The organism is Streptomyces sp. NPDC107559, from assembly GCF_055657365.1.
Window position 1 is genome coordinate 77,413 of sequence record NZ_JBVKBD010000010.1, and the last position, 19,808, is coordinate 97,220.

19 protein-coding genes and 1 pseudogene are annotated in these 19,808 nt (G+C 70.8%); 12 read left to right on the forward strand and 8 right to left on the reverse strand.

Annotation, left to right across the window (positions count from 1 at the left end; translation table 11 throughout):
• Window positions 1-17: 17 nt before the first annotated feature.
• Window positions 18-299, reverse strand: a complete 282-nt coding sequence (locus tag ACZ7OY_RS27365) for a metal-sensitive transcriptional regulator (protein WP_351619568.1) — start codon at window positions 297-299, stop codon at window positions 18-20.
• A gap of 102 nt (window positions 300-401) precedes the next feature.
• On the opposite strand from ACZ7OY_RS27365, the gene ACZ7OY_RS27370 reads away from it, so the two are divergent.
• Window positions 402-983, forward strand: a complete 582-nt coding sequence (locus tag ACZ7OY_RS27370; RefSeq protein WP_471913812.1) for a rhodanese-like domain-containing protein — start codon at window positions 402-404, stop codon at window positions 981-983.
• 115 nt (window positions 984-1,098) lie between these two features.
• Window positions 1,099-2,856: an ABC transporter ATP-binding protein gene (locus ACZ7OY_RS27375; protein WP_471913813.1), complete on the forward strand. Its 1,758-nt coding sequence runs from the start codon at window positions 1,099-1,101 to the stop codon at window positions 2,854-2,856.
• Window positions 2,857-2,932: 76 nt separating this feature from the next.
• Here ACZ7OY_RS27375 and ACZ7OY_RS27380 read toward each other — a convergent pair whose 3' ends face one another.
• Entirely contained in the window at window positions 2,933-3,226 is a 294-nt protein-coding gene (locus ACZ7OY_RS27380) for a hypothetical protein (protein WP_471913814.1), read from the reverse strand.
• A 171-nt stretch (window positions 3,227-3,397) separates the two neighbouring features.
• Between ACZ7OY_RS27380 and ACZ7OY_RS27385 the strand changes: the two genes are divergently transcribed.
• Complete coding sequence (locus tag ACZ7OY_RS27385) at window positions 3,398-3,763, forward strand: nuclear transport factor 2 family protein (protein WP_471913815.1); 366 nt, start codon at window positions 3,398-3,400, stop codon at window positions 3,761-3,763.
• Between the two features lie 48 nt (window positions 3,764-3,811).
• Here ACZ7OY_RS27385 and ACZ7OY_RS27390 read toward each other — a convergent pair whose 3' ends face one another.
• On the reverse strand, window positions 3,812-4,327 hold the full coding sequence (locus ACZ7OY_RS27390) for a MarR family winged helix-turn-helix transcriptional regulator (protein WP_471913816.1): 516 nt from the start codon (window positions 4,325-4,327) through the stop codon (window positions 3,812-3,814).
• A gap of 129 nt (window positions 4,328-4,456) precedes the next feature.
• Here ACZ7OY_RS27390 and ACZ7OY_RS27395 point away from each other — a divergent pair, with 129 nt between their 5' ends.
• Window positions 4,457-5,230: a hypothetical protein gene (locus ACZ7OY_RS27395; RefSeq protein ID WP_471913817.1), complete on the forward strand. Its 774-nt coding sequence runs from the start codon at window positions 4,457-4,459 to the stop codon at window positions 5,228-5,230.
• 73 nt (window positions 5,231-5,303) lie between these two features.
• On the opposite strand, the gene ACZ7OY_RS27400 is transcribed toward ACZ7OY_RS27395, so the two are convergent.
• Window positions 5,304-7,262, reverse strand: coding sequence for an RICIN domain-containing protein (locus tag ACZ7OY_RS27400; protein WP_471913818.1), 1,959 nt, complete (start codon window positions 7,260-7,262; stop codon window positions 5,304-5,306).
• Between the two features lie 292 nt (window positions 7,263-7,554).
• On the opposite strand from ACZ7OY_RS27400, the gene ACZ7OY_RS27405 reads away from it, so the two are divergent.
• The 5 genes and pseudogenes from ACZ7OY_RS27405 to ACZ7OY_RS27425 all read left to right on the forward strand — a co-directional run bounded on the left by ACZ7OY_RS27405 (window position 7,555) and on the right by ACZ7OY_RS27425 (window position 10,763).
• Window positions 7,555-8,454, forward strand: a complete 900-nt coding sequence (locus ACZ7OY_RS27405) for an LppP/LprE family lipoprotein (protein ID WP_471913819.1) — start codon at window positions 7,555-7,557, stop codon at window positions 8,452-8,454.
• Between the two features lie 300 nt (window positions 8,455-8,754).
• Window positions 8,755-9,006: pseudogene (locus ACZ7OY_RS27410) on the forward strand (DDE-type integrase/transposase/recombinase); the annotation flags it as partial.
• 145 nt (window positions 9,007-9,151) lie between these two features.
• Window positions 9,152-9,817, forward strand: a complete 666-nt coding sequence (locus ACZ7OY_RS27415; RefSeq protein WP_471913820.1) for a class I SAM-dependent methyltransferase — start codon at window positions 9,152-9,154, stop codon at window positions 9,815-9,817.
• Complete coding sequence (locus ACZ7OY_RS27420) at window positions 9,814-10,104, forward strand: sulfurtransferase TusA family protein (protein ID WP_471913821.1); 291 nt, start codon at window positions 9,814-9,816, stop codon at window positions 10,102-10,104. Before ACZ7OY_RS27415 ends, ACZ7OY_RS27420 begins: the two co-directional genes overlap by 4 nt.
• Before the next feature lie 371 nt (window positions 10,105-10,475).
• Window positions 10,476-10,763: a hypothetical protein gene (locus tag ACZ7OY_RS27425; protein ID WP_471913822.1), complete on the forward strand. Its 288-nt coding sequence runs from the start codon at window positions 10,476-10,478 to the stop codon at window positions 10,761-10,763.
• A 376-nt stretch (window positions 10,764-11,139) separates the two neighbouring features.
• On the opposite strand, the gene ACZ7OY_RS27430 is transcribed toward ACZ7OY_RS27425, so the two are convergent.
• Complete coding sequence (locus ACZ7OY_RS27430) at window positions 11,140-11,754, reverse strand: hypothetical protein (protein ID WP_471913823.1); 615 nt, start codon at window positions 11,752-11,754, stop codon at window positions 11,140-11,142.
• 285 nt (window positions 11,755-12,039) lie between these two features.
• Here ACZ7OY_RS27430 and ACZ7OY_RS27435 point away from each other — a divergent pair, with 285 nt between their 5' ends.
• Both ACZ7OY_RS27435 and ACZ7OY_RS27440 read left to right on the forward strand, forming a co-directional pair.
• The gene (locus ACZ7OY_RS27435) at window positions 12,040-12,771 is read left to right on the forward strand and encodes a hypothetical protein (protein ID WP_471913824.1); all 732 of its coding nucleotides are present in this window, start codon (window positions 12,040-12,042) and stop codon (window positions 12,769-12,771) included.
• Between the two features lie 529 nt (window positions 12,772-13,300).
• Complete coding sequence (locus tag ACZ7OY_RS27440) at window positions 13,301-13,567, forward strand: hypothetical protein (protein WP_471913825.1); 267 nt, start codon at window positions 13,301-13,303, stop codon at window positions 13,565-13,567.
• A gap of 261 nt (window positions 13,568-13,828) precedes the next feature.
• On the opposite strand, the gene ACZ7OY_RS27445 is transcribed toward ACZ7OY_RS27440, so the two are convergent.
• Together ACZ7OY_RS27445 and ACZ7OY_RS27450 are read right to left on the reverse strand one after the other, a co-directional pair.
• Entirely contained in the window at window positions 13,829-15,691 is a 1,863-nt protein-coding gene (locus tag ACZ7OY_RS27445; protein WP_471913826.1) for a cellulase family glycosylhydrolase, read from the reverse strand.
• Between the two features lie 67 nt (window positions 15,692-15,758).
• Window positions 15,759-17,729 (reverse strand): GTP-binding protein, encoded by a 1,971-nt coding sequence (locus ACZ7OY_RS27450; protein WP_471913827.1) that lies wholly within the window; start codon window positions 17,727-17,729, stop codon window positions 15,759-15,761.
• A 219-nt stretch (window positions 17,730-17,948) separates the two neighbouring features.
• Here ACZ7OY_RS27450 and ACZ7OY_RS27455 point away from each other — a divergent pair, with 219 nt between their 5' ends.
• Window positions 17,949-19,055: an XdhC family protein gene (locus tag ACZ7OY_RS27455; RefSeq protein ID WP_471913828.1), complete on the forward strand. Its 1,107-nt coding sequence runs from the start codon at window positions 17,949-17,951 to the stop codon at window positions 19,053-19,055.
• A 73-nt stretch (window positions 19,056-19,128) separates the two neighbouring features.
• Here the strand turns inward: ACZ7OY_RS27455 and ACZ7OY_RS27460 are convergent, their stop codons facing one another.
• Window positions 19,129-19,629 (reverse strand): metallophosphoesterase family protein, encoded by a 501-nt coding sequence (locus tag ACZ7OY_RS27460; protein ID WP_471913829.1) that lies wholly within the window; start codon window positions 19,627-19,629, stop codon window positions 19,129-19,131.
• Window positions 19,630-19,808: the final 179 nt, after the last annotated feature.

Genomic DNA, 19,808 nt, shown 5'->3' on the forward strand with positions numbered 1-19,808 from the left:
CTCCCGCGGAACAACCGCTACGCCAGCGACAGGAACAGCTTCTCCAGCCGCGCCTTCATCTGCTCCGTCGTCTCCGCCCGGCCGTCGCCCGCGTCGGTCAGGCACTGCTGGAGACCGGTCGCGATGATCGCGAAGCCCGCCCGGTCGAGGGCGCGGGAGGCCGCCGCGAGCTGGGTGACGACGTCCTCGCAGTCGCGCCCCTCCTCGATCATCTTGATCACTCCGGAGATCTGCCCCTGCGCCCGGCGCAGCCGGTTCAGCACGGACTTGAGCTCATCGCCCTCGAACTGAAGCTCCACGACCACTCCTCTACATACCCTTGGGGGTATTTTACCTCCCCCTCGGATCTCCCCTGCCCGGATCTCCCCCGCCGGTTCGACCACCCCCGAAAGGATCGCACCATGACCACTCCCCCCACTCCCCCCGCCCGCTCCGCCCTCGACGCGAGCGAGGCGCACGCCCGGCTGGCCGCGCTGACCGTCGTCGACGTGCGGACACCCGGCGAGTTCGCCTCCGGCCACCTGCCCGGCGCCCACAACATCCCGCTGGACCGCATCGGGCACGCCGTCCCCACGCTGCGCGAGATCCGCGGCGAACTCCTCGTCGTCTGCGCCTCCGGGGCACGTTCCGAGAGCGCCCGGCAGGTCCTGGCCGGGCACGGCGTCCACGCCCTGTCCCTGACCGGCGGCACCCAGGGCTGGGTCCGGGCCGGCCATGAGGTGCACCGCCCGGCGGGCGCCCGCACCGGCTGGGCGATGGAACGCCAGGTCCGCCTCACCGCGGGCACCCTGGTGCTGGCCGGGCTGGGCCTCGGACTCCTGCATCCGGCCTGGCAGTTGATCTCCGCGGGCGTGGCCGGCGGGCTGGTGTTCTCGGCCCTCACCGACACCTGCGGCATGGCCGCCCTGCTGTCCAGGCTGCCGCACAACCGGCCGCGCGGCGCGGAACTGGAGGCCACCCTGGCCGCGTTGAACCAGCGTTGACCGACGACGGCTCGCCCGTGCCCCGGACCCGGTCCGGGAGCCGCACGGGCGCCCGCCGCCGTGCCGCAGGACGACGACCTGGCCCGGGAGTTCGGCCCGACCGGTGAGGAGCACCGTGACCACCGCACAGACGCAGCCCGGCCCGCCCCCGTGGCGGCTGCTGCTGGGATACGTACGCCCGCACCGCTGGGCCCTGGCGGCCGGGGCGGTGCTGTCCCTGGTCACCGGCGCCACCGGGCTGCTGCTGCCGCTGGTGGCGCGCGGGCTGATCGACGACCTGGCGCACGACCGGGCGATCACCGGGGCGCTGCTGGCGATGGCGGGCCTGGTCGTCGCCAACGCGGCGGTCGGCGCGCTGGGTTCGTACGTCCTGCGGCGCACCGCCGAGTCGGTGGTGCTGGGGGCGCGGCGCTCGCTGGCGTCGTATCTGCTGCGGCTGCGGATCCCGGCCGTCGACCGCAGCGAGCCGGGCGATCTGATGGCCCGCGTCACCTCCGACACCACGCTGCTGCGCGAGGTCACCACCGACTCGCTGGTCGGGCTCGGCACCGGCGGCCTCACGCTCGTGGCGACGGTGGTGCTGATGGGGCTGGTGGAGCCGGTGCTGCTGGCGGTCACCCTGGCCGTGATCCTCGGCGCGGGCCTGGTGCTGGGGCTGATCGTGCCGCGGATCAACCGGGCCAGCCGGCGCGCGCAGGACGCGGTCGGCGTGATGGGCGCCGCGCTGGAGCGGGTGCTGGGCGCGCTGCGCACGGTGAAGGCGTCCGGCGCGGAACAGCGCGAGGAACAGACGCTGCACGCGGCGGCCGAGGAGTCCTGGCGGCAGAGCGTGCGGGCCGCCAAGTGGGCGGCGGCCGCGGGCAACACGGCCGGGCTGTCGATGCAGATCGCGTTCATCACGGTGCTCGCGGTGGGCGGGGCGCGGGTGGCGACGGGCGCCGTCGACATCGCCACGCTGGTGGCGTTCCTGCTGTACGTCTTCTATCTGATGTCGCCGATCCAGCAGCTCGTCGGCGCGATCACCCAGTACCAGACGGGGGCCGCGGCCCTCACCCGCATCCAGGAGGCGCTGCGGCTGCCCGCGGAGCCGCCCGCGCGTCCCGCCCCGCTGCCGTCCGCCGACGCCCGGCCCGCGTCGCTGGCGTTCGAGGACGTCCGCTTCCGGTACTCCGAAGAACTGCCGTACGTGCACGAGGGGGTGACGTTCGCCGTGCCGGCCCGGGGCATGACGGCGTTCGTCGGCCCGTCGGGCGCGGGCAAGACCACCGTCTTCTCCCTCATCGAACGGTTCTACGAGCCCGGTTCCGGGGTGATCACCCTGGACGGGCTCGACGTCACGCAGTGGGAGCTGCCACGGCTGCGGTCCGCGATCGGCTATGTCGAGCAGGACGCTCCGGTCCTGTCGGGCTCACTGCGCGACAACCTGCTGCTGGGCAGCCCGGAGGCGGACGACACGGCGCTGGCGCACGTCCTGAAGACGACCCGGCTCGACGGTCTGGTGGCCCGGCTGCCCCAGGGGCTCGACACGCTCGTCGGGCACCGCGGCACCCGGCTGTCCGGCGGCGAGCGTCAGCGCGTGGCGATCGCGCGGGCCCTGCTGCGCCGGCCCCGGCTGCTGCTCCTGGACGAGGCCACCTCGCAACTGGACGCGGTGAACGAGGCGGCGCTGCGCGACACCGTCGCGGACGTCGCCCGGACCACGACCGTCCTCGTCGTGGCGCACCGGCTGTCGACGGTCACGATGGCCGACCGGATCGTGGTCATGGACGCCGGCCGGGTGCGCGCGGTCGGCACCCATCGGGACCTGGTGTCGGCCGACCCGCTGTACGCGGAGCTGGCGGCCACGCAGTTCCTGGCGACCGCGGACGACTGACCCGACCGCACCGGCCGTGCGGCCGCACAGGGCGCAGGGCCGCCTCGACGGGCGGCCCTGCGTCGTACCGCGGTCGTCACTGAACGGCGGGCAGCAGTCCCGTCACCGGTGCCGCGAGGTCGGTGAGCTGGTGCAGCTGGCCGAGGTCGTTGAGTTTGCCCAGGCCCGACAGCTGCTCGCGGACCTGCGGGACCTGGCCCCGGTACTGCGCGGGTACGTCACTGGCGGCCAGGGAGTCCAGCACCGCGATCGGGCTCAGCTTGCCGTCGGCCGGGGCGGTCGCCTCGGCGGCGCTCGCGAGCGGGGCAGCGAGGCCGGTGACCCCGGCGGCGAGGCAGGCGGCGGCGACGATGCGTCGAGTGGAGATCATGCCCGGGCAACGGCAGGGACGCGGCGGCGGACACGGGCGCGGCGCCGCACTCACCCGTGAGGAGGAGCCCGCGGCCCCGCTTGCCGAGCCCGGCGGGGCGGGGGACGCTCGGAGGTGGGAGTGCCGTGGCCCGTCCGTCCGCCGGACCGCGGCCCTCGTGAGGAGGTCAGCATGGGCAGCGCGGCAGGCTCCGCCTTCGACACCGACACCCTGCGTCAGGGCATCGAGGGGACCACGGCGGCGACGCTCCTTCGGCTCTACGCGGACGACGCCGAGATACGCGTCATCGACCGCAACTCCCAGCCGAGCCACCCGAAGATCCTGCGTGGCCGTGACGAGATCGGCGCGATGCTCGACGACGTCTACAGCCGCGACATGACGCACAAGCTGGAGAACTGCGTGATCCAGGGGGACAGCGCGGCCTTCAGCGAGTCCTGCCGGTACCCCGACGGGGTGCGTGTCCTCGCCGAGTCGATGATCACGTTGCGCGACGGCAAGATCAGCGAGCAGATCATGATCCAGGCATGGGACGAGTAGGCGGCAGAGCGGCGAGGGTCCAGGTCACCTCCAGGCTGACCTGGACTTTCACTGCTCGGGCGACGCTGGGGGCAGGTCGGCCTCGGCGGCCGCGACCAGTTTCCGCAGCAGGTCTGCGAGTGTCCGCTGCTCTGCTGCGCTCAGCGCTGCGAGCAGCGCGTGCTCGCCCTCGGCCTCCGATGCCGCGTGCGCTTCGAACGCGGCATGACCGGTCGCGGTGAGCCGGACGCGTACCCGGCGCCGGTCCCCCGTCTCGTGCGTGCGGACGATCAGCCCGGCCTCCTCGACGGCCGCGAGCCGCGCCGAGAGCGCGCCCCGGGTCAGCCCGAGCTCGTCGGCCAGCCGCAAAGGGCTGCTCTCGTAGGGCGGTCCGAGCCTGCGCAACTTCAGCAGCACCTTGAAGTGCCCGTACGCGAGTCCGTCCGCGTCCAGTACCTCACGCCGGGCCTGGGACGCGTGCCGCGCCAGGACCGCCAGCCGGACGAAGATCGCCTCCTTGACCGGGTCCATCCAGGCGAGTTCCTTCGACCACTCCGCCACATGACGGTCGACCGAGTCCTCCATTGACTGCCTCCCGCAGTGATTTTCTTGTGGATAGTTTTTCGAATAACTACCTTCCCTGTCATGACGATTGCCACGAGCAACCCGACACTGTCCGTGCGAGCCGACGAACTGTAGTGTGCAGCACAAGAGTTGGGACTGGCGGGGCGCTGGGACCGGGCGCTGGCGCTGCTGGACGCGGCGACCGCCGACGCCCCGGAGATCCGATCCCGAATTGTCCTGACGGCCGCTCAGACAGCCCTGGAGAAGGACTGGTTCACCGGAGGCGACAGCGCACGGGAGCGGCTGGCGGCCGCGGAGCGGGAACTGCCCGACGGCGACTGGGACGTGGACTTCGCCCGGCTGCGGCACACCTACCGGCTGCTGCTGCTCGTCGACGGCGCCCCGCGCTTCGGCCCGGCCGGCAAGGACCCCGAGGCGCTCGGGACACTGCGCCGACAGGCCGAGGCACTCCGCGACCGCGCCCCGGACGAGGGACGCCGCGGCTGGGCAGCCATGTACGCCGGGCTCGTCGCGGACAACCACTTCGCGGACCGCGCCGCCGCCCCCGTCTGCTACGCGGCCGCGCTGGACGCCGCGGAGTCGGCCGGTGTCCCCCTGCTGGCCCGGGAGGCCCTGCGCCATCTCGGCGACCACGACCACGACGCCGGCGAGGACGGCCTCGCCCTGGAACGCTGGCGCCGGGCCACCGCGCTCGGCGCCGGCGCGGGCGCGGTGCCGGGCACGCTCTCGCAGCAGCTGCTCCTGGCGGTGCTGGCCCGGGACACCGGCGACCGGGCCGGCGCCGCGGCCCTCGCGGCGGAGGTGGCCCGCTGGGCGGACGCCCTGGGGGCCACCCCGCTCGCGGCGCAGGCGCGCGCCTTCCTGGCTGGCGCCGACCCGACCGCGCCGCCGCCCGCGCCCTAGATCCGCGCCCTGGACCTGCGCCCTGGATCGCGCCCTGGATCCGCGCCCTGGATCCGCGCCCTGGATCCGCGCCCTAGGTCAGCGTCCACCGCTGGTTGGCGCCGCCGTTGCAGGTCCACAGCACCATCCGGGTGCCGTCGGCGGTACCCGCGCCGTAGGCGTCCAGACACAGGCCCGCGTTGACGTTGGTGAGAGTGCCGTCGCTGTTGACGTTCCACTTCTGGTTGTTCTGGCCGTTGCAGTCCCAGATGACGACCTTGGTGCCGTCGGTGATGCCGAGGTTGTAGGCGTCGAGGCACTTGCCGCCGTACACCACGAGTTCCTTGCGGGAGGTGTACGTCCAGGCCTGGTTGCGGCCGCCGTTGCAGGACCACAGCTCGGCCTGGGTGCCGTTGGTGATCGTGCTGTCGTAGACGTCGAGGCAGCGTCCGGACTGCGCGCCGACCACGAGCGTGCCGTTCGTGCCCGGCAGGGGGCGCACGGTCAGGTCGGCGAGCGCGGGGGCGCCGGAGAAGGTCAGGGTGTTCGAGGCGCCCTTGGACAGGGACACGGCGACGGAGACCGTGCCCTGGGCGGAGCCCGTGGGCGGGAACGAGATCGTCGTCGCCGTCTGGCCGTTGACCTGGAGGGTCGCGGTACGGGCGGTGGCGGCGGTGTTGGTGTAGGCGACGTCGACGACGTCCAGGCCGGTGTGCGCGGCGCTCACCCCGGTGAAGCTCGACGTTCCGGTGTAGGTGGCGCTCGCCGCCTCGGTGCCGCCGGTGACGGTGAGCAGCACCGAGCCCCCGGCCGGGACGCTCGCGGTGTACCCGGTGGCGTGGTTGCCGAGTCCGCTGCGCGACCACAGGTCGCGTACGGCGGCGGAGGCCGCGGTCAGGCCGAGGTCGGCCCAGCGGACGGTGATGTTCTGTGTGGCGGAGGCGCGGTTGAGCAGCACGACGGCGCGGTTGCCGGTACCGGCCAGGACCTTGCCGTACACCTGCGCCCCGGTGGTGTCCTCGGCCACCTTCACGCCCTGGAGGCCGCGCGGGTCCTGGTCCACGGCGACGACCTCGGGGTTCTTCAGGACGGCGGCGGTCTCGGAGGTCATCGTCGCCAGGTTGTTGCCGGCCAGCAGAGGTGCGCCGGAGATCGCCCACAGGTTCATGTGGGTGCGGTTCTGGGCGGCGGTGAAGCCGTCCATGCCGACCATCAGCATGTCCGGGTCGTTGTAGTAGCCGGTGTGCTGGGCGGTGGGGTGCAGGGCCTGGTCGAAGTTGGACAGCAGGTTCGCCATGGCGGGACGGTCGCCCCAGTAGATGATGTCGGTGCTGGTCCGGTACATGGGAGCGAGGCCCGGGGCCCAGTTCCAGGGGTTCTGCTCGCCCCAGTTGCACAGGGAGAGGGTCAGCGGGCGGCCCGTCGCGGCCGTGGCCGCGGTGACCGCGGCGCTGATCGACCGATACGTGCTCGGCGCGTCGAGTCCCTCGGCGTGACCGCCGCACCAGTCGACCTTTACGAAGTCGAAGCCCCAGGTGGAGAACTGGAGCATGTCCTGGGCGTAGTGGCCCTCGCTGCCGCTGCCGGGTGCGGCGGGACGGCCGGTCGGGTAGTAGTAGCCGCAGCCGTCCTTGCCCGCGTCGGTGTAGATGCCGGCCTTCAGGCCCTTGCTGTGGATGTAGGCGGCGATGGCGCTCATCCCGCCGGGCCACTCCGCCTCGTCGACGGTGATGTTGCCCGCGCTGTCCCGGGTGCCCTGCCACCACCCCTCGTCGATGTTGATGTACTGATACCCGGCCGCGGGCAGACCGGCCGCGACGAACGCGTCGGTCTGCTGCTTGATCACCCCGTAGTCGATCTGGGCGGCGAAGCTGTTCCAGGAGGCCCAGCCCATCGGAGCGGTGCCGACGGGGATCTGACGGGTGGTCGCGGCCTGTGCGGGGCCGGGCCGGGCGAACAGGAGTGCGGCGGTCACGGTCAGCGCCAGGACGAGGGCGCGTACGACGGCGTCCCGGCGACGCCGTGCGCGGCTCGTTCGGGGTGGGGGAAACATGCGGCTCCTTCGGCCGGAGACATGGACGTCTCGACAGGTTCGACATATCGAACATGGATCGACTTTCCGAACATTGCGGCGCGCGCCGAAGGTAGAGCCGCGGGAGGGTGAAGTCAACAGATGTGACACCAGGCGGCAACTCGCCACCGCACAGCCGCCGTTGACTCAGGAAGGCCGCATGCAAATGTGAAGATCTTGCAAGCTACATATGTAGATGTCATGATCACGGACGTCTGGAGGTCCGGACGCAGGAACGACGATGGGGATGTCCGGCATGCAGGGTGAACAGGACGTGAGCACACAGGAACCGGTCCGGCGCAGGACGCGCTGGCCTGTCGTCCTGGTGGTCATCATGCTGCTCGCGGGCGGATTGGGCTTCTCCGCCGCCCGCTGGGACCTGGCCGGGAAGCTGGGCCTCGGCAACACCACCGCCGAGGCCGGTGGTTCGACCCGGGCCGACGGACGGGGCAGCGCGGTCCAGGCCGACCCGAGCTCGCCGACCGCCGAGAAGTCCGCCGCTCCGGCGCGCACACAGCGGACGGACTGCCCCGCGGACTCGACCCTCCTGGCCGCCGCGCACAAGCGACTCAACACCGACGGAGACCCCGCCCTGGGGCTGAAGCAGTGCTGGCCCGGCTGGGACACCGCGGTGCTGGTCACCACGGGCTCCGCGGACGCCATGGCCCACGGGGAGCTGGTCGTCTTCCGGGACGAGAACGGCACCCCGACCGAAGCGGCAGCCCTGACCACCGGCTCGACGACCGCCGCCTGCGACGGACTGCGCCGGATGAACCCGCCGGCGGACCTGCTCGGCTACGCCTGTGAAGGCAAGGCCGATCCGGAGCCCTTCGACAAGGACGCGGCGCTCAGGACAATGTCCGGGCTCGGCTACCAGCCCGTGAAGCCGATCGGGGAGCCGAACGGGCCGCTGCGCGCCGTCTGGGGAGTCGTCGACGACGGCGGCCACTTCAATCAGGTCTTCCTCTTCTACGGGAACCGCTTCCTCGGCTCCGCTCCGCTGTCGGACGTCGGTGACATTCCTCAGCCCGGCGGCTCCTCGGTGACGCTCCAGGGGAACCTCCGCAACCCGGACGACCCCGAGTGCTGCCCGTCCGGCGGATCCGTCGACTACATCGTCAAGTGGAACGGCACCCAACTGATCTCGAACCCGCCGTTCCCCACGGACTCCTGAACAACCGAAGCATCCGCAGCGCGGCGGGAGCCGTGTGCGCAGTTTCGAATCTCGCCGGGAGCACTTCGCATGAAGTGCCCAAGGACCCCGTCACCAGCGGAAACGCCGAGGACGGGGTCTTCCTGTCCGCGCAGGTGGATGCCGCCGGAAGCAGCCGTTTGCATCAAGTCCAAGCTCGCCAAGAGCGCCATAGCCGTGGCCGTCACCGGCGCGGCGCTCCTTGGCACCACCACCGCCGCCGAGGGCTTAATACCCTCGAACTGGCCCTTCGGCGCGATCACGGCCGTGCCACACACGTGCCTCTACGCAATCAAGGACGTCTTCAGCAACAGGATCGTGGGCTACTCCATCGACGCGCGGATGAAGTCCCGCCTGGCCGTGACCGCCGTGGACAATGCCGTTGCCCGGCGTGAACACGTCGCCGGATGCATCCTGCGCAGCGATCGCGGATCGCAGTTCCGGTCCCGGAAATTCGTCCGGGCCCTCGACCGCCATCGGACGGTCGGATCGATAGGGAGAGTCGGTGCGGCCGGCGGCAACGCGACCATGGAGTGTGGGGCGACGGCAGACGGGATGGGAGCTGGGGGAAGCGGTGGGTTGCGGAAGGGAAGAGCTGTGCGGCGCCGCGCTGTCGACCGGGGCCCTTTAGGCTGTCCAGCGCAATCCGGCGCCAGGCGGAGAAGCGGAGCGAAGAAACGTGAGCGACGACGCGCAGGAGCTGGCCGATGTGCAGCGGCAGCACTGGCAGAACAGCTACACCGCCCACCCGGGCATGTACGGCGAGCAGCCCTCCACACCTGCTGTCTACGCTGCCGAGATGTTTCGATGGGCCGAAGCCGATGACGTGCTGGAGCTGGGAGCCGGACATGGCCGCGACGCCCTCTTCTTCGCTCGTGAGGGCTTCACCGTCCAGGCCACCGACTTCAGCCCCGTCGGGCTGGAGCAGATGCGGGACGCCGCCCATTCCCAAGGAGTCGAGCATCGGGTAACGACCGCCGTGCACGACGTGCGGGACCCGCTGAGGCTGCCCGACGCGTCGGTGGACGCAGTCTTCGCGCACATGCTGCTGTGCATGGCCCTGTCGACCAAGGAAATCCATGCCCTGGTCGGCGAGGTCAGCCGAGTGCTGAGGCCGGGCGGGGTATTCGTCTACACCGTCCGTCACACCGGAGACGCTCACTACGGTGCCGGCACCCCGCACGGTGACGACATCTTCGAGCACGGTGGCTTCGCGGTGCACTTCTTCCCCCGGCACCTTGTCGACTCGCTCGCTGAGGGATGGACTCTCAACGAAGTCCATGACTTCGAAGAAGGCGATCTACCCCGCCGCCTGTGGCGCGTCACGCAGACCCTGCCCCGGTGAGCGCCGCACCGATCCCCGCAGCCGGCATCACCGTCGACGGCACAGGCCTGCTGTGCGTGACGCTCCTGCTGCGTCTGCGCAAGCAGATCAAAGCGGCACAGCCAGGCACCGTCGTGCACGTGATCGCCACGAACCCGGCCGCACCGCTCGACATGCCCGCCTGGTGCCACATGGTCGGACACGACTACCTCGGCCCCGTGCCCGGGGATCGACCGGTGTACGCGCTCCGACTGGCCGGCGACGCACGTCCCACTCGCCCCGGCGCACCCTGGCACCCGGCCCCATGACGTTGGGGTGGCCAACATGACTGCCTGAGCCAAGCGCTGGTCAAGTACCTGAGGCGGTGGGCCGCGCGGGTGCTGTACAGCAAAGAAGTACAGCAGCCACCCCAGCCACAACTGACCACCACCAGTCCTAGGCGACCGTCTGACGGGCCCGGCAGGCCTCCGCGACCATCGTGCCCATAGGTTCACATCGAGGGGCCGCGGGGCGTGCCACTTCCGTGCCAGAACGGGCGGGGACTCATGGGGAATCGAGGTTCCCCAGGGTACGCACGGCCCTACGCCGCCCAAGGCAGGGATTCCCGGGTCAGACCCGGAGTCCCCCAACTTCGCTCCTAAAGCGATGCTTCACATCTGGCGGGTGAGACCATCCGTGGATGACGGACGCACAGCTCCCCTCGGGATGGTCCCTCCAGCAGATCCGTGACGTATCCGGGGACAAAGAGGCTGTCGCACTGGATCCAAACCGGGCGGTGAAGTGGGTAGCCCGCCCCGGAGCGCCCGACGAGGTCCTGCACCCGGAGATCGTTCTCGGGTTCCACAGCCTGTGCCTCGTGAAGCCTGTTGATGATGACGACTGGTACATGGGCAGCCTGTACGACGACGGCAGCATCGACTGTTGGGCAGCCTACGCCAATCTGTATGAGGCGCTGCGTGGTCTGTAAGGGGCCCAGGCTGAAGGCTGACGAGATCAGTGATCCCACGGCTGTTGCAGTGGCCTCTGCACAACAGCAGAAGGCTGGGCAACGACGCCGACGGCTTCTCCGTCTCGCTGCCCGCCGGCGGCACGATTCCTGACATCAGCAGCTGCCTTCGACGTCCCAAGACGTCAACGGATGAGACTGGTTACTGACGGAGCCGTCACCGTGCGCGGCCGAGGCATTTGGCAGGTCGAGGCGACTCGGGGCTCGAAGTTGTGAGGCAGTGGTCAGCGACAATGCTGTACAGCAGCGACAGGGGCAGACCATCGAGCGGTCGCACCTGACAGAAGCCCACAGCATCCGAACCGGTCGGAGCTGTGGGCTTCTTCGGTGGCGCCGGTCAGCTGTCGGTGGCCTGGCGACGGCCTCCGTACGAGGTCACCAGCGCGTCGGCGACGGCCGCCGCGTCCGCGTCGGCTACGTCCGCCGGGTACTCCGGCAGGAGGTCGTCCCAGACGGGCATCCATGACCCGAACAGCTGGGCCTGCCCCTCGGGCCGGGCGAAGAACCAGATGTGCAGGTGCGCTGCTCCGTCCCCGATCCGGTAGACGTGGGCTCGGGAGACATGCGGCAGTGACTGCACATGGCGGACGATGTGAGTGGTGAGCACCCCGAGTTCGGCGGCCATTTCGTCGGGCAGATCCGCCATGTCGTAGTGGTCCCTGGAGAACAGCATCAGTACCAGAGGCACGCCGACGCCCTTGATCCGGGCCAGTCGCCAGCGTTCGTTAAACCAGATGCCCTCGTCTCGGGCGCGGCACGGGTCGCAGTTCGCCGGGTCCTCGCCATGCCGTGCCGGCTCAGGCAGAACGGGCGGACGCAGCGGCGCGACGCGAAGTCCCTCGGGTTCGAACGGGCTTATCTCCCAGCTGGTCATCCGCGCCAGCGGAAGCCGAAGCTCACCGTCCGCGGCCGCGCGTGCGTGGTCGTAGAACTCATCAGGTCGCAAAGCCATGATCGGAGACTAGCGTTGCCCTCCGGTGCCCCGCCCGTGCCATATGCATGCCGGATCATGCGAGGAGCCTCGGGAAGCAGCGGAAGCTCAACTCCGCAGACGGAAACCGTCTGAGCCGCTGTAGCGCAGGTCGACTCCACCACCACCGACAGACCACCTGAGCTTCCCGAGCGCCGCGGACATGCCGTCGGCCACGTCGACCTTCCCTGTCAGCCATGCACAAAGGGTTGGAAGCGCCGGCTCTGGCAGCACGGTCGAAGCCCGCTTAAGATCACGCCACTTGACATGACCTTGGGAGAACTCATGCATGCCCGGATGCCGTTGACGGCACACGTCACCCTGACCCTGGTTACCGTGGCGACGTTGGCCGGCTGTTCGGCTACAGACGTCACGACCACGGCTTCCGGAGCCGAACCGCCCTCCGCGCCTGCCACCGCGCGGACGAGGCCACTGAGCGAAGCCGAGCTGAGGGCGCTGACCTTGGAAGATGCGGAGTTGCCCGAGGCCCGCCCGGGAGGAATCTCCGTCCAGGACCACAGTGACCCGACCGACTACCCCTCCTTCAAGCCCGACTCCGATCCTGACTGCCAGTCAGTACATGACATCCGCAACGCGAGGACGGCTTCAGCGGTCGTCACCCAGGTGATCAACTGGAAGGACGGGATCTACGGCGGTGGAGTCACCCTGGCCTCCTACGACGATGGTGAGGCCGAACAGCTCTTCGCAGAACTCAAGCGCGCCCTGAACTCGTGCCACACGTATCAGGGCGACGGGTGGACAGGTACGTATACGTCCACCATGCAGACGCAGAAGGCGCCGAAGGCGGGCGACGAGGCTGTGCAGTTCAGGGAGTACTCGCCGACCGAACAAGGCAGGCGTGACCAGTTGTCCGTCATCGTGCGGACCGGCAATGTCATCGCAACCTACGGCTCCCTGGATGTCGGCCGCACATCGACATTCCCCACCGAACCGATCATCAAGCAGGCTGAACGGCTGCGCGACGCGCAGAACAAGTAGAACGAAGCAGTGGTTCGTCGCCTCGGGGGCCGTGCCACACGCTTGCCACTACGGCCGCTCGAAGCCCTCCGCGGACGACTCCACGCTTCCCGAGCCGAGGGCGCTTGCGCGAGCGCTGTGGCCGGCGGCTCCTGAAACCCTGATACCCGATCGGACGCATGGCATCACACCAGAGATACGTCTGAAATGCCAGCTATGAGAGCTGTCGGTACGTTCATCGGAGGTCGGTTACCCGGCCGACGTCCGTCCGACAGAGAGAAATGACATGCCTTCGCATACTTTTGCCGTGGTCGGCACCGGAATAGCCGCGACCGCCCTGGTAGCCGCCGGCATCACCTACGCCCCGGCCGTCGGATCCACCCCGGCGTCCCACTCTGTCCACCGAGCGGCCCACTCTGTCCATCGAGCGGCCCGGCCTGTGCAGCGAGCCGCTCCTGTCGCGGCCATCTCGGGCGGCAGGAGCGCGAGCAAGGAGAGGAACGAGGGCCACGAGGAGGGCGGACCCGACTACGGTCGCGGGGAAGGCGGAATGATCTACTTCAACGAGCGTACGTACTCCGCCTCCTCCGATGGCTGCATCACTGCGGCCAGCTCCAGCAGCTTCAGTATTTTCAATGACAGTCGGCAGACCGTCGAGGTCTTCCGAGGCTTCGACTGTGCCGGCGCTCCGGTCGCCACGGTGGGCCCCCACGGCGAGACCTCTGGCACTGTGACCCGTACCGACCTCGGGGGCATGTTCGGTGACGATGGTGTCGTGAGCAGCTTCCGGGTGATCGACGACCACGACGAGTGGTGACAGCGGCGCCCGGCGCACAGGAAGGCCCCGGCCCGCCTGACATTCACACCTGACATCAATGCAAGGCAAGATGCCGTGCTGGTCAGCCCCTTCGTCAAGCCCCTTCGTCAACATCCAGGGGCGATCTCCTCCGGCCGCCCCCGTCCCGGCTTCACGAGGACGGGAACGGCCTTCGCCGGTGCGGCTCCATATCCCCCTGGACCTTGGTCAGGGGCACTGCACCAGGCTCTCGGCGCGTGGACGAGCCTCCGGATCCGTGGGTCAGATCCGGCCCGCCCAGGCCGTCAGTTCCGTGCGGGCCGCGGTCAGCAGGGTGGCGGAGGGGGACGTCGCCCCGTTGGTCACCAGTGCGTAGTGCACGACGCCCGTGTCCGACGTGGTGAGGAGCAGACGGCGGCTTCCGGTGCCGCCCGGTTCGGCGGCCACGGCGACCGGGGTGGTCTGGGTGTACGCGGGCAGGCCGTAGGCGGTGCCGAGGTCGGAGACCACCGTGGTGGACGCCGTCGGGAACGACGCCGGCAGGTGCAGTTCGGTCGGCGCCGAACGGCCCGCGGAACGCCACACCAGCAGTGCGTACTGGCCGGAGCCGACCAGCTGCGCCACGTTCGGCAGGGAGGACGGGACCGGGTTCCAGGTCAGCGTGGTCGAGCCGTCGCGGGAGCGGTCCTCGTAGGTGAAGGCGACCGTCGTACCCGAAGTGGCGCTCGGGTAGACGCGGTCGAGGAGCCGGGCGTCCTGGCGCAGGACCGCCGTGCCCGAGTCGTCGAGGCGTACGGCGGACAGGTCCTCGTCGTTCCAGGCGTCGCCGGTGGTGAGCACCTTGCCGGTGTTGCCGTTCATCAGCTCGTGATGACGGCCGCTGTAGAGGTCCCACTGCCACTGGGAACCGGACAGCACCGGGCCCGAGGCGGCCGGGCTCGACCACCAGCTCGCGCCCTTCACCCGGGAGTCGAGGGCCTGGTACATCGCCTTGAGGACGGTCGGCGCCTTGTCCGCCACCGTGCCCGACAGCGGATGGCCGAACTCGCTGACCACGGCCGTCGTCCCGGCGGCCGCCGCCCGGTTGCGGACCGTGCCGAAGTCGGTCACGTACTGCCCGTCGGCCGCCTTGCCCCACATCAGGATCCCGGAGATCGCCTTCTGGTCGTAGAAGTGGGTGTTGAAGACGTAACGGGAGCCGAGCGTGCCCGCGTCGAGCAGACCGCCGGTCTGCTTCTGGGAGTCGATGTTGGAGTTCCAGAAGAGGTTCGGCTCGACGAGAGCGGGCTTGTCCTGCCAGCCGGCCGCGTCCATGCGGGCGCGGAACTTCACGTAGAACGGCCACAGGACGTCCCGCTCCCAGGTGCGGCTGGTCTGCCCGGAGTCGTAGGTGCCCGCGTACGGCTCGTTGAAGGGGTCGAAGCCGGCGACACCCGCGAACTCCTCGGCGGACAGGTGCTGTCCGAGGTAGGTCATGGTCTGCTGGGCGGTGGCCAGGAAGGCGTCCTGAAGGCCGTAGGCGTTGTGCCAGAAGTCGTACGACGCTGCCTTGACCGCGCCGTTCTGGGTGATGTTCTGGCCCCAGAAGAGGCAGATCCCGCAGGACTCGTCCGGATAGGAACCCGCGTCCACGGCCCACTTGGGGGCGCCGTCGCCGGTGTACCAGCTGTCCTCGTCGAAGAGGTAGCGGGAGTAGAGGTCCTGGTGGAAGTCGGGGTGGACGCGGATGCCCGCGTCGAGGAAGGCGCGTATCTGGTCCGTCACCGCGGCCAGGTAGGCGGTGTCGACCTGGCCGCGGACCGGCTCGGCGTGCGCCCAGGAGAGCAGGAAGCGGACCGAGTTGCCGCCGCCCAGGGCGCGCAGCGCGGTCGCGGACTTCTTCGCGTCGGCGACCGAGGCGAAGGGGAGGCCGCCGTTCTCCTCCAGTTTCGTCTCGCCGGAGACGTTGTAGCCGCGCAGCACGACCTCGCGGCCGAGGCCGTCGGTGAACCTGCCGTTCGACACGGTGAGGGCCGTGCCGTCGAACCAGAGGGAGTCGGGGACGGTGGTGGCGGCGGTGGCGGACGGGGTGCCCGCCACCGTCAGGAATCCACAGAGGACAACCAGAACCACGAGCAGACGTGCCCGGATATTCGGCATGTCCATTACATTCCGAGGATGTCCTTCAACAGTCAACACCACTGACTCCGGAGTAAGTTCACCCCCGGCCGCCTCATCCGCCGACCCTGCGCGTCACCTGCAGCAGGTACTCCTTCCGGCTCAGCGGGTTGTGGTCGGTGCGGGCCCGCTCGGGGACCGGGCCGCGCGCGACCGGCGCGTAGTGGTCGAAGGCGCTCTCGAACTCGCCCTCGCCACGGGTCAGTCCGGGCAGCCGCTGCTCCAGGACGTGCACCTCGGCGGCCGGCACCGTCCCCTCCAGGACATAGACCTCGCCGCGTGTGTCGGCCGTCCGCGGCACGGCCCGCAGGGCGGCCAGCACCGGCAGCAGGGCGCCCAGGGTGTCCGCCGGAGCGTCGAGACGGAACCCGTGCATCGGCTCGTGCACCCGGGTGCCCGCCCGGCGCAGCGCCTCGACGAGCACCAGCGGGGTCAGTCCGCGGAAGTCGGCACCGGTGCTCGACATGCTCTTGTCGAAGCGCTGGTGCGCATGGCTCTGCCGGGGCGAGTAGCCGCAGTGGGTCATGGTGACCGCACAGTCCGGCACCTGCCAGCCGTGCAGGCCCTGGCCGAGGGTCTCGCGCACGGTGTCCTCGACCGCCTTGAAGAAGGCGTACGGCATCGCGCCCAGCTCGACCGCGAGCGCGAAGGAGACGCCCGAGCCGACGGGGGCCGGTTCGACGCGCAGTCCGACGGTCGCCAGGAACGGGTTGCCGTCCTTCTTGTTGAACTCGACCGCCTCGCCCGTCCCGGCCGGCCGCTCGACACACAGCGGCGTCGTCCCGCGGAAGGAGACGTCGAGTCCGTACTCGTCGGCGAGGGTCGCCTGGACGACCTCCTTCTGCACCTCTCCGTACAGGGACACCGAGATCTCGCGGCGCGCCTCGTCGTGCCGCAGGTCGATCAGCGGGTCCTGCTCGGCCAGCTGGGTGAGCGCCGTGTGCAGCGCCCCGGTGTCCGTGCCCGGACCCGGTACGACGACGGTCTCGAGGGTCGGCGGCGCGAAGAAGTGGCCGTACGGCTTGCGGGGTACGCCGATCGGGTCGCCGATCCTGACGTCGGCCAGTCCCCACAGCCGGGCGATCCGGCCCGCGGCGACGGCACCGGACGGGGTGTCCGTGCCGTGGTCGAAGACACCGATCCCGGTGATCCTGCCCTCCCGGCCGTCCTCGCCGAAGGCGATCCGGTCGCGCACCCGCAGGGTTCCGGAGAACATGCGCGCGTAGGCGACCTTCTCCCCCGCCGCGCCCCGCTCGACCTTGAAGACGGTGCCGGAGACCGGGCCTTCGGGGTCGCCGCAGGCGGTGGGCAGCAGGTCCCTGATCCCGCGGACCAGCTCGGGCACGCCCGCGCCGGTCGTCGCCGAGCCGAAGTACACCGGGTGCACGTCGGCCCGCCGGGTACCGGCGACGAGGGCCGAGCGCATCCGGTCGTGGCCGACGGCGCCCTCGACGAACGCGGCGAGCAGGGCGTCGTCGTGGTCGGCGAGGACATCGAGCGCGCCGGGGCCGAGACCGGGCGTGAACACCGCCCGGCGGGTGCCGAGTCCGGTGGCCCGGCCCATGGGCACGACCGCCGCCGCGAGGCGCTCGGACAGCGCGCGCAGCACGTCCGCGTCGCGGGCGCCACGACGGTCGATCTTGTTGACGAAGACCAGCGTGGGGATGCGCAGCCGGCGCAGCGTCCGCATGAGCACCCGGGTCTGCGCCTGGACGCCCTCGACGGCCGAGACCACCAGCACGGCCCCGTCGAGGACCCCGAGGACGCGCTCCACCTCGGCGATGAAGTCGGGGTGGCCGGGGGTGTCGATCAGATTGACGGTCACGTCGTCGACCGGGAAGGAGACGACCGCCGATCTGATGGTGATACCGCGCTGCCGCTCCAGCGCGAGCGTGTCGGTGCGGGTGCTGCCCGCGTCGACACTGCCGATCTCATCGATGACCCCGGCCGTGTGCAGCAGCCGTTCGGTCAGACTGGTCTTACCCGCGTCGACATGCGCGAGGATTCCGAGGTTGAGCAGGTGCACGAAGCGTCATGTCCTTCGAAGAGTGGGTTGTTCCTTCCGGGGTGGACATGAACGCTGCTCGCATCGGTGCTCCTCGATCCGTGGGGGGCTGGTCACTCTCAGTGCAGCAGAGTCGCGGGCGGCACGGCAACGGATTAACCCCCGGCGGCGGCAGCGTGGCGGTGCGGTGACACCGGTACGGCGGGTGCGACGCTGACCTCGGCGAGGACAGGGGTGACGATGCGTGACATTTTCCCGGCGCTGAGCGGCTGGTACGCGGCCGGTGCCCCGTTCGGTCTCGCCACCGTGGTCGCGGTCAGCCGCAGCGCGCCGCGCGATCCCGGCGCCGCCATGGCCGTGGGACCGGACGACGAGGTCGTGGGCAGCGTGTCGGGAGGCTGCGTGGAGGGCGCGGTCTTCGAACTCGCGCGGGAGGTGGTGGCCAGCGGCCGGGCCTGCCTGGAGACCTTCGGCTACGACGAGAAGGACGCCTTCGCGGTCGGGCTGACCTGCGGCGGCGAGCTCACCGTGCTGCTGCGGCCGGTCTCCCCGGTGCTCGACCCGGCCTTCGGCGCGGTCGCCGAGTCGGTCGCCGCCGGCCGTCCGGTGACCGTGGCGACGGTGACCGGCGGACCCGCGCCGCTCGGCGCCGTCCTCGCCGTCTGGCCGGACCGGGCCCTCGGCACACTGGGCACACCGGGGCTTGACGTGGCGGTCGTCGCCGACGCGCGTGGCGGTCTCGCGCTGGGCGCGACGGGCGTACGGCACTACGGGCCGCACGGGGAGCGGCGCGAGGACGCCGTCCGCGTGTTCCTGCACTCCTTCGCGCCGCCGCCGCGCATGCTGGTGTTCGGGGCGATCGACTACGCGGCCGCCGTCGCCCGGATCGGCGACTTCCTCGGCTACCGGGTCACGGTGTGCGACGCCCGCCCGGTCTTCACCACCGCGAAGCGGTTCCCGGCGGGTGTCGAGCTGGTCGTGGACTGGCCTCACCGCTATCTGCGGGGCACCGACACCGACGAGCGCACGGTGGTGTGCGTGCTGACCCACGACCCGAAGTTCGACGTGCCGCTGCTCCAGGAGGCGCTGCGCCGGCCGGCCGCGTACATCGGGGCGATGGGCAGCCGCCGTACCCACGACGAGCGGATGCGGCGGCTGGCCGAGGCCGGGCTCGGCCCGCGCGAGCTGTCCCGGCTGCGCTCACCGGTCGGGCTCGACCTCGGGGCCCGTACCCCCGAGGAGGTGGCGGTGTCGGTCGCCGCCGAGATCGTCGCGGTGCGCTGGGGCGGCAGCGGCGCCCCGCTGACGCGGACGCGGGGCGCCGTCCACCCGCGCACGGCGCGGTGAGTGCGTACGGGCTTGCGTGCGGACTTGCGCCCGGGCGGCCGGTCCGGGGTGCGCACGATGGCCGCGTGCGGCGTCAGCGCGGCGGCAGCCGGTGCAGGACCACGTCGGTGAGGGCGCCGTCGGCCACGGTGGCGGTCATGTACGTGCAGTGGGGCTGACGTCTGCGGTCGGTCGGCGATCCGGGGTTGAGCAGGCGCAGTCCGCCGGGGGCGGTGGTGTCCCAGGGGATGTGGCTGTGGCCGAAGACCAGGACGTCGAGGTCGGGGAAGCGGGCGGCGCAGCGGGCCTCCCGGCCCTGGGCGGAACCCGTCTCGTGGACGACGCCGAAGCGCAGGCCGCCGAGTTCGGCGTACGCCACCTCGGGAAGGCGGGCGCGCAGGTCGGGGCCGTCGTTGTTGCCGTACACCCCGACGACCGTGCGGCTGCGGCTCTCCAGCAGGTCGAGGGTGTCCGTGTCGACCCAGTCCCCGGCGTGGAGTACGACGTCGGCGCGCGGGAGTTCGGCGAGGAGCGGGGCGGGCAGCTCCTTGGCGCGCCGCGGGAGGTGGGTGTCGGCGGTCAGCAGCAGGCGCACGGCTTCAGCGTACGGCGTCCGCCCCTCGGGCCGTCCGCAGACGCTCAGACGCTCAGACGCTCTCCGGACGATCCGTCGGCGATCCGTCCGCAATCCGTCCGCAATCCGTCGGCGACCCGCTGAAGATCCACTGGCGATCCACCGGCACGGACCGCTCACAGGAGATCTACAGATAAAAC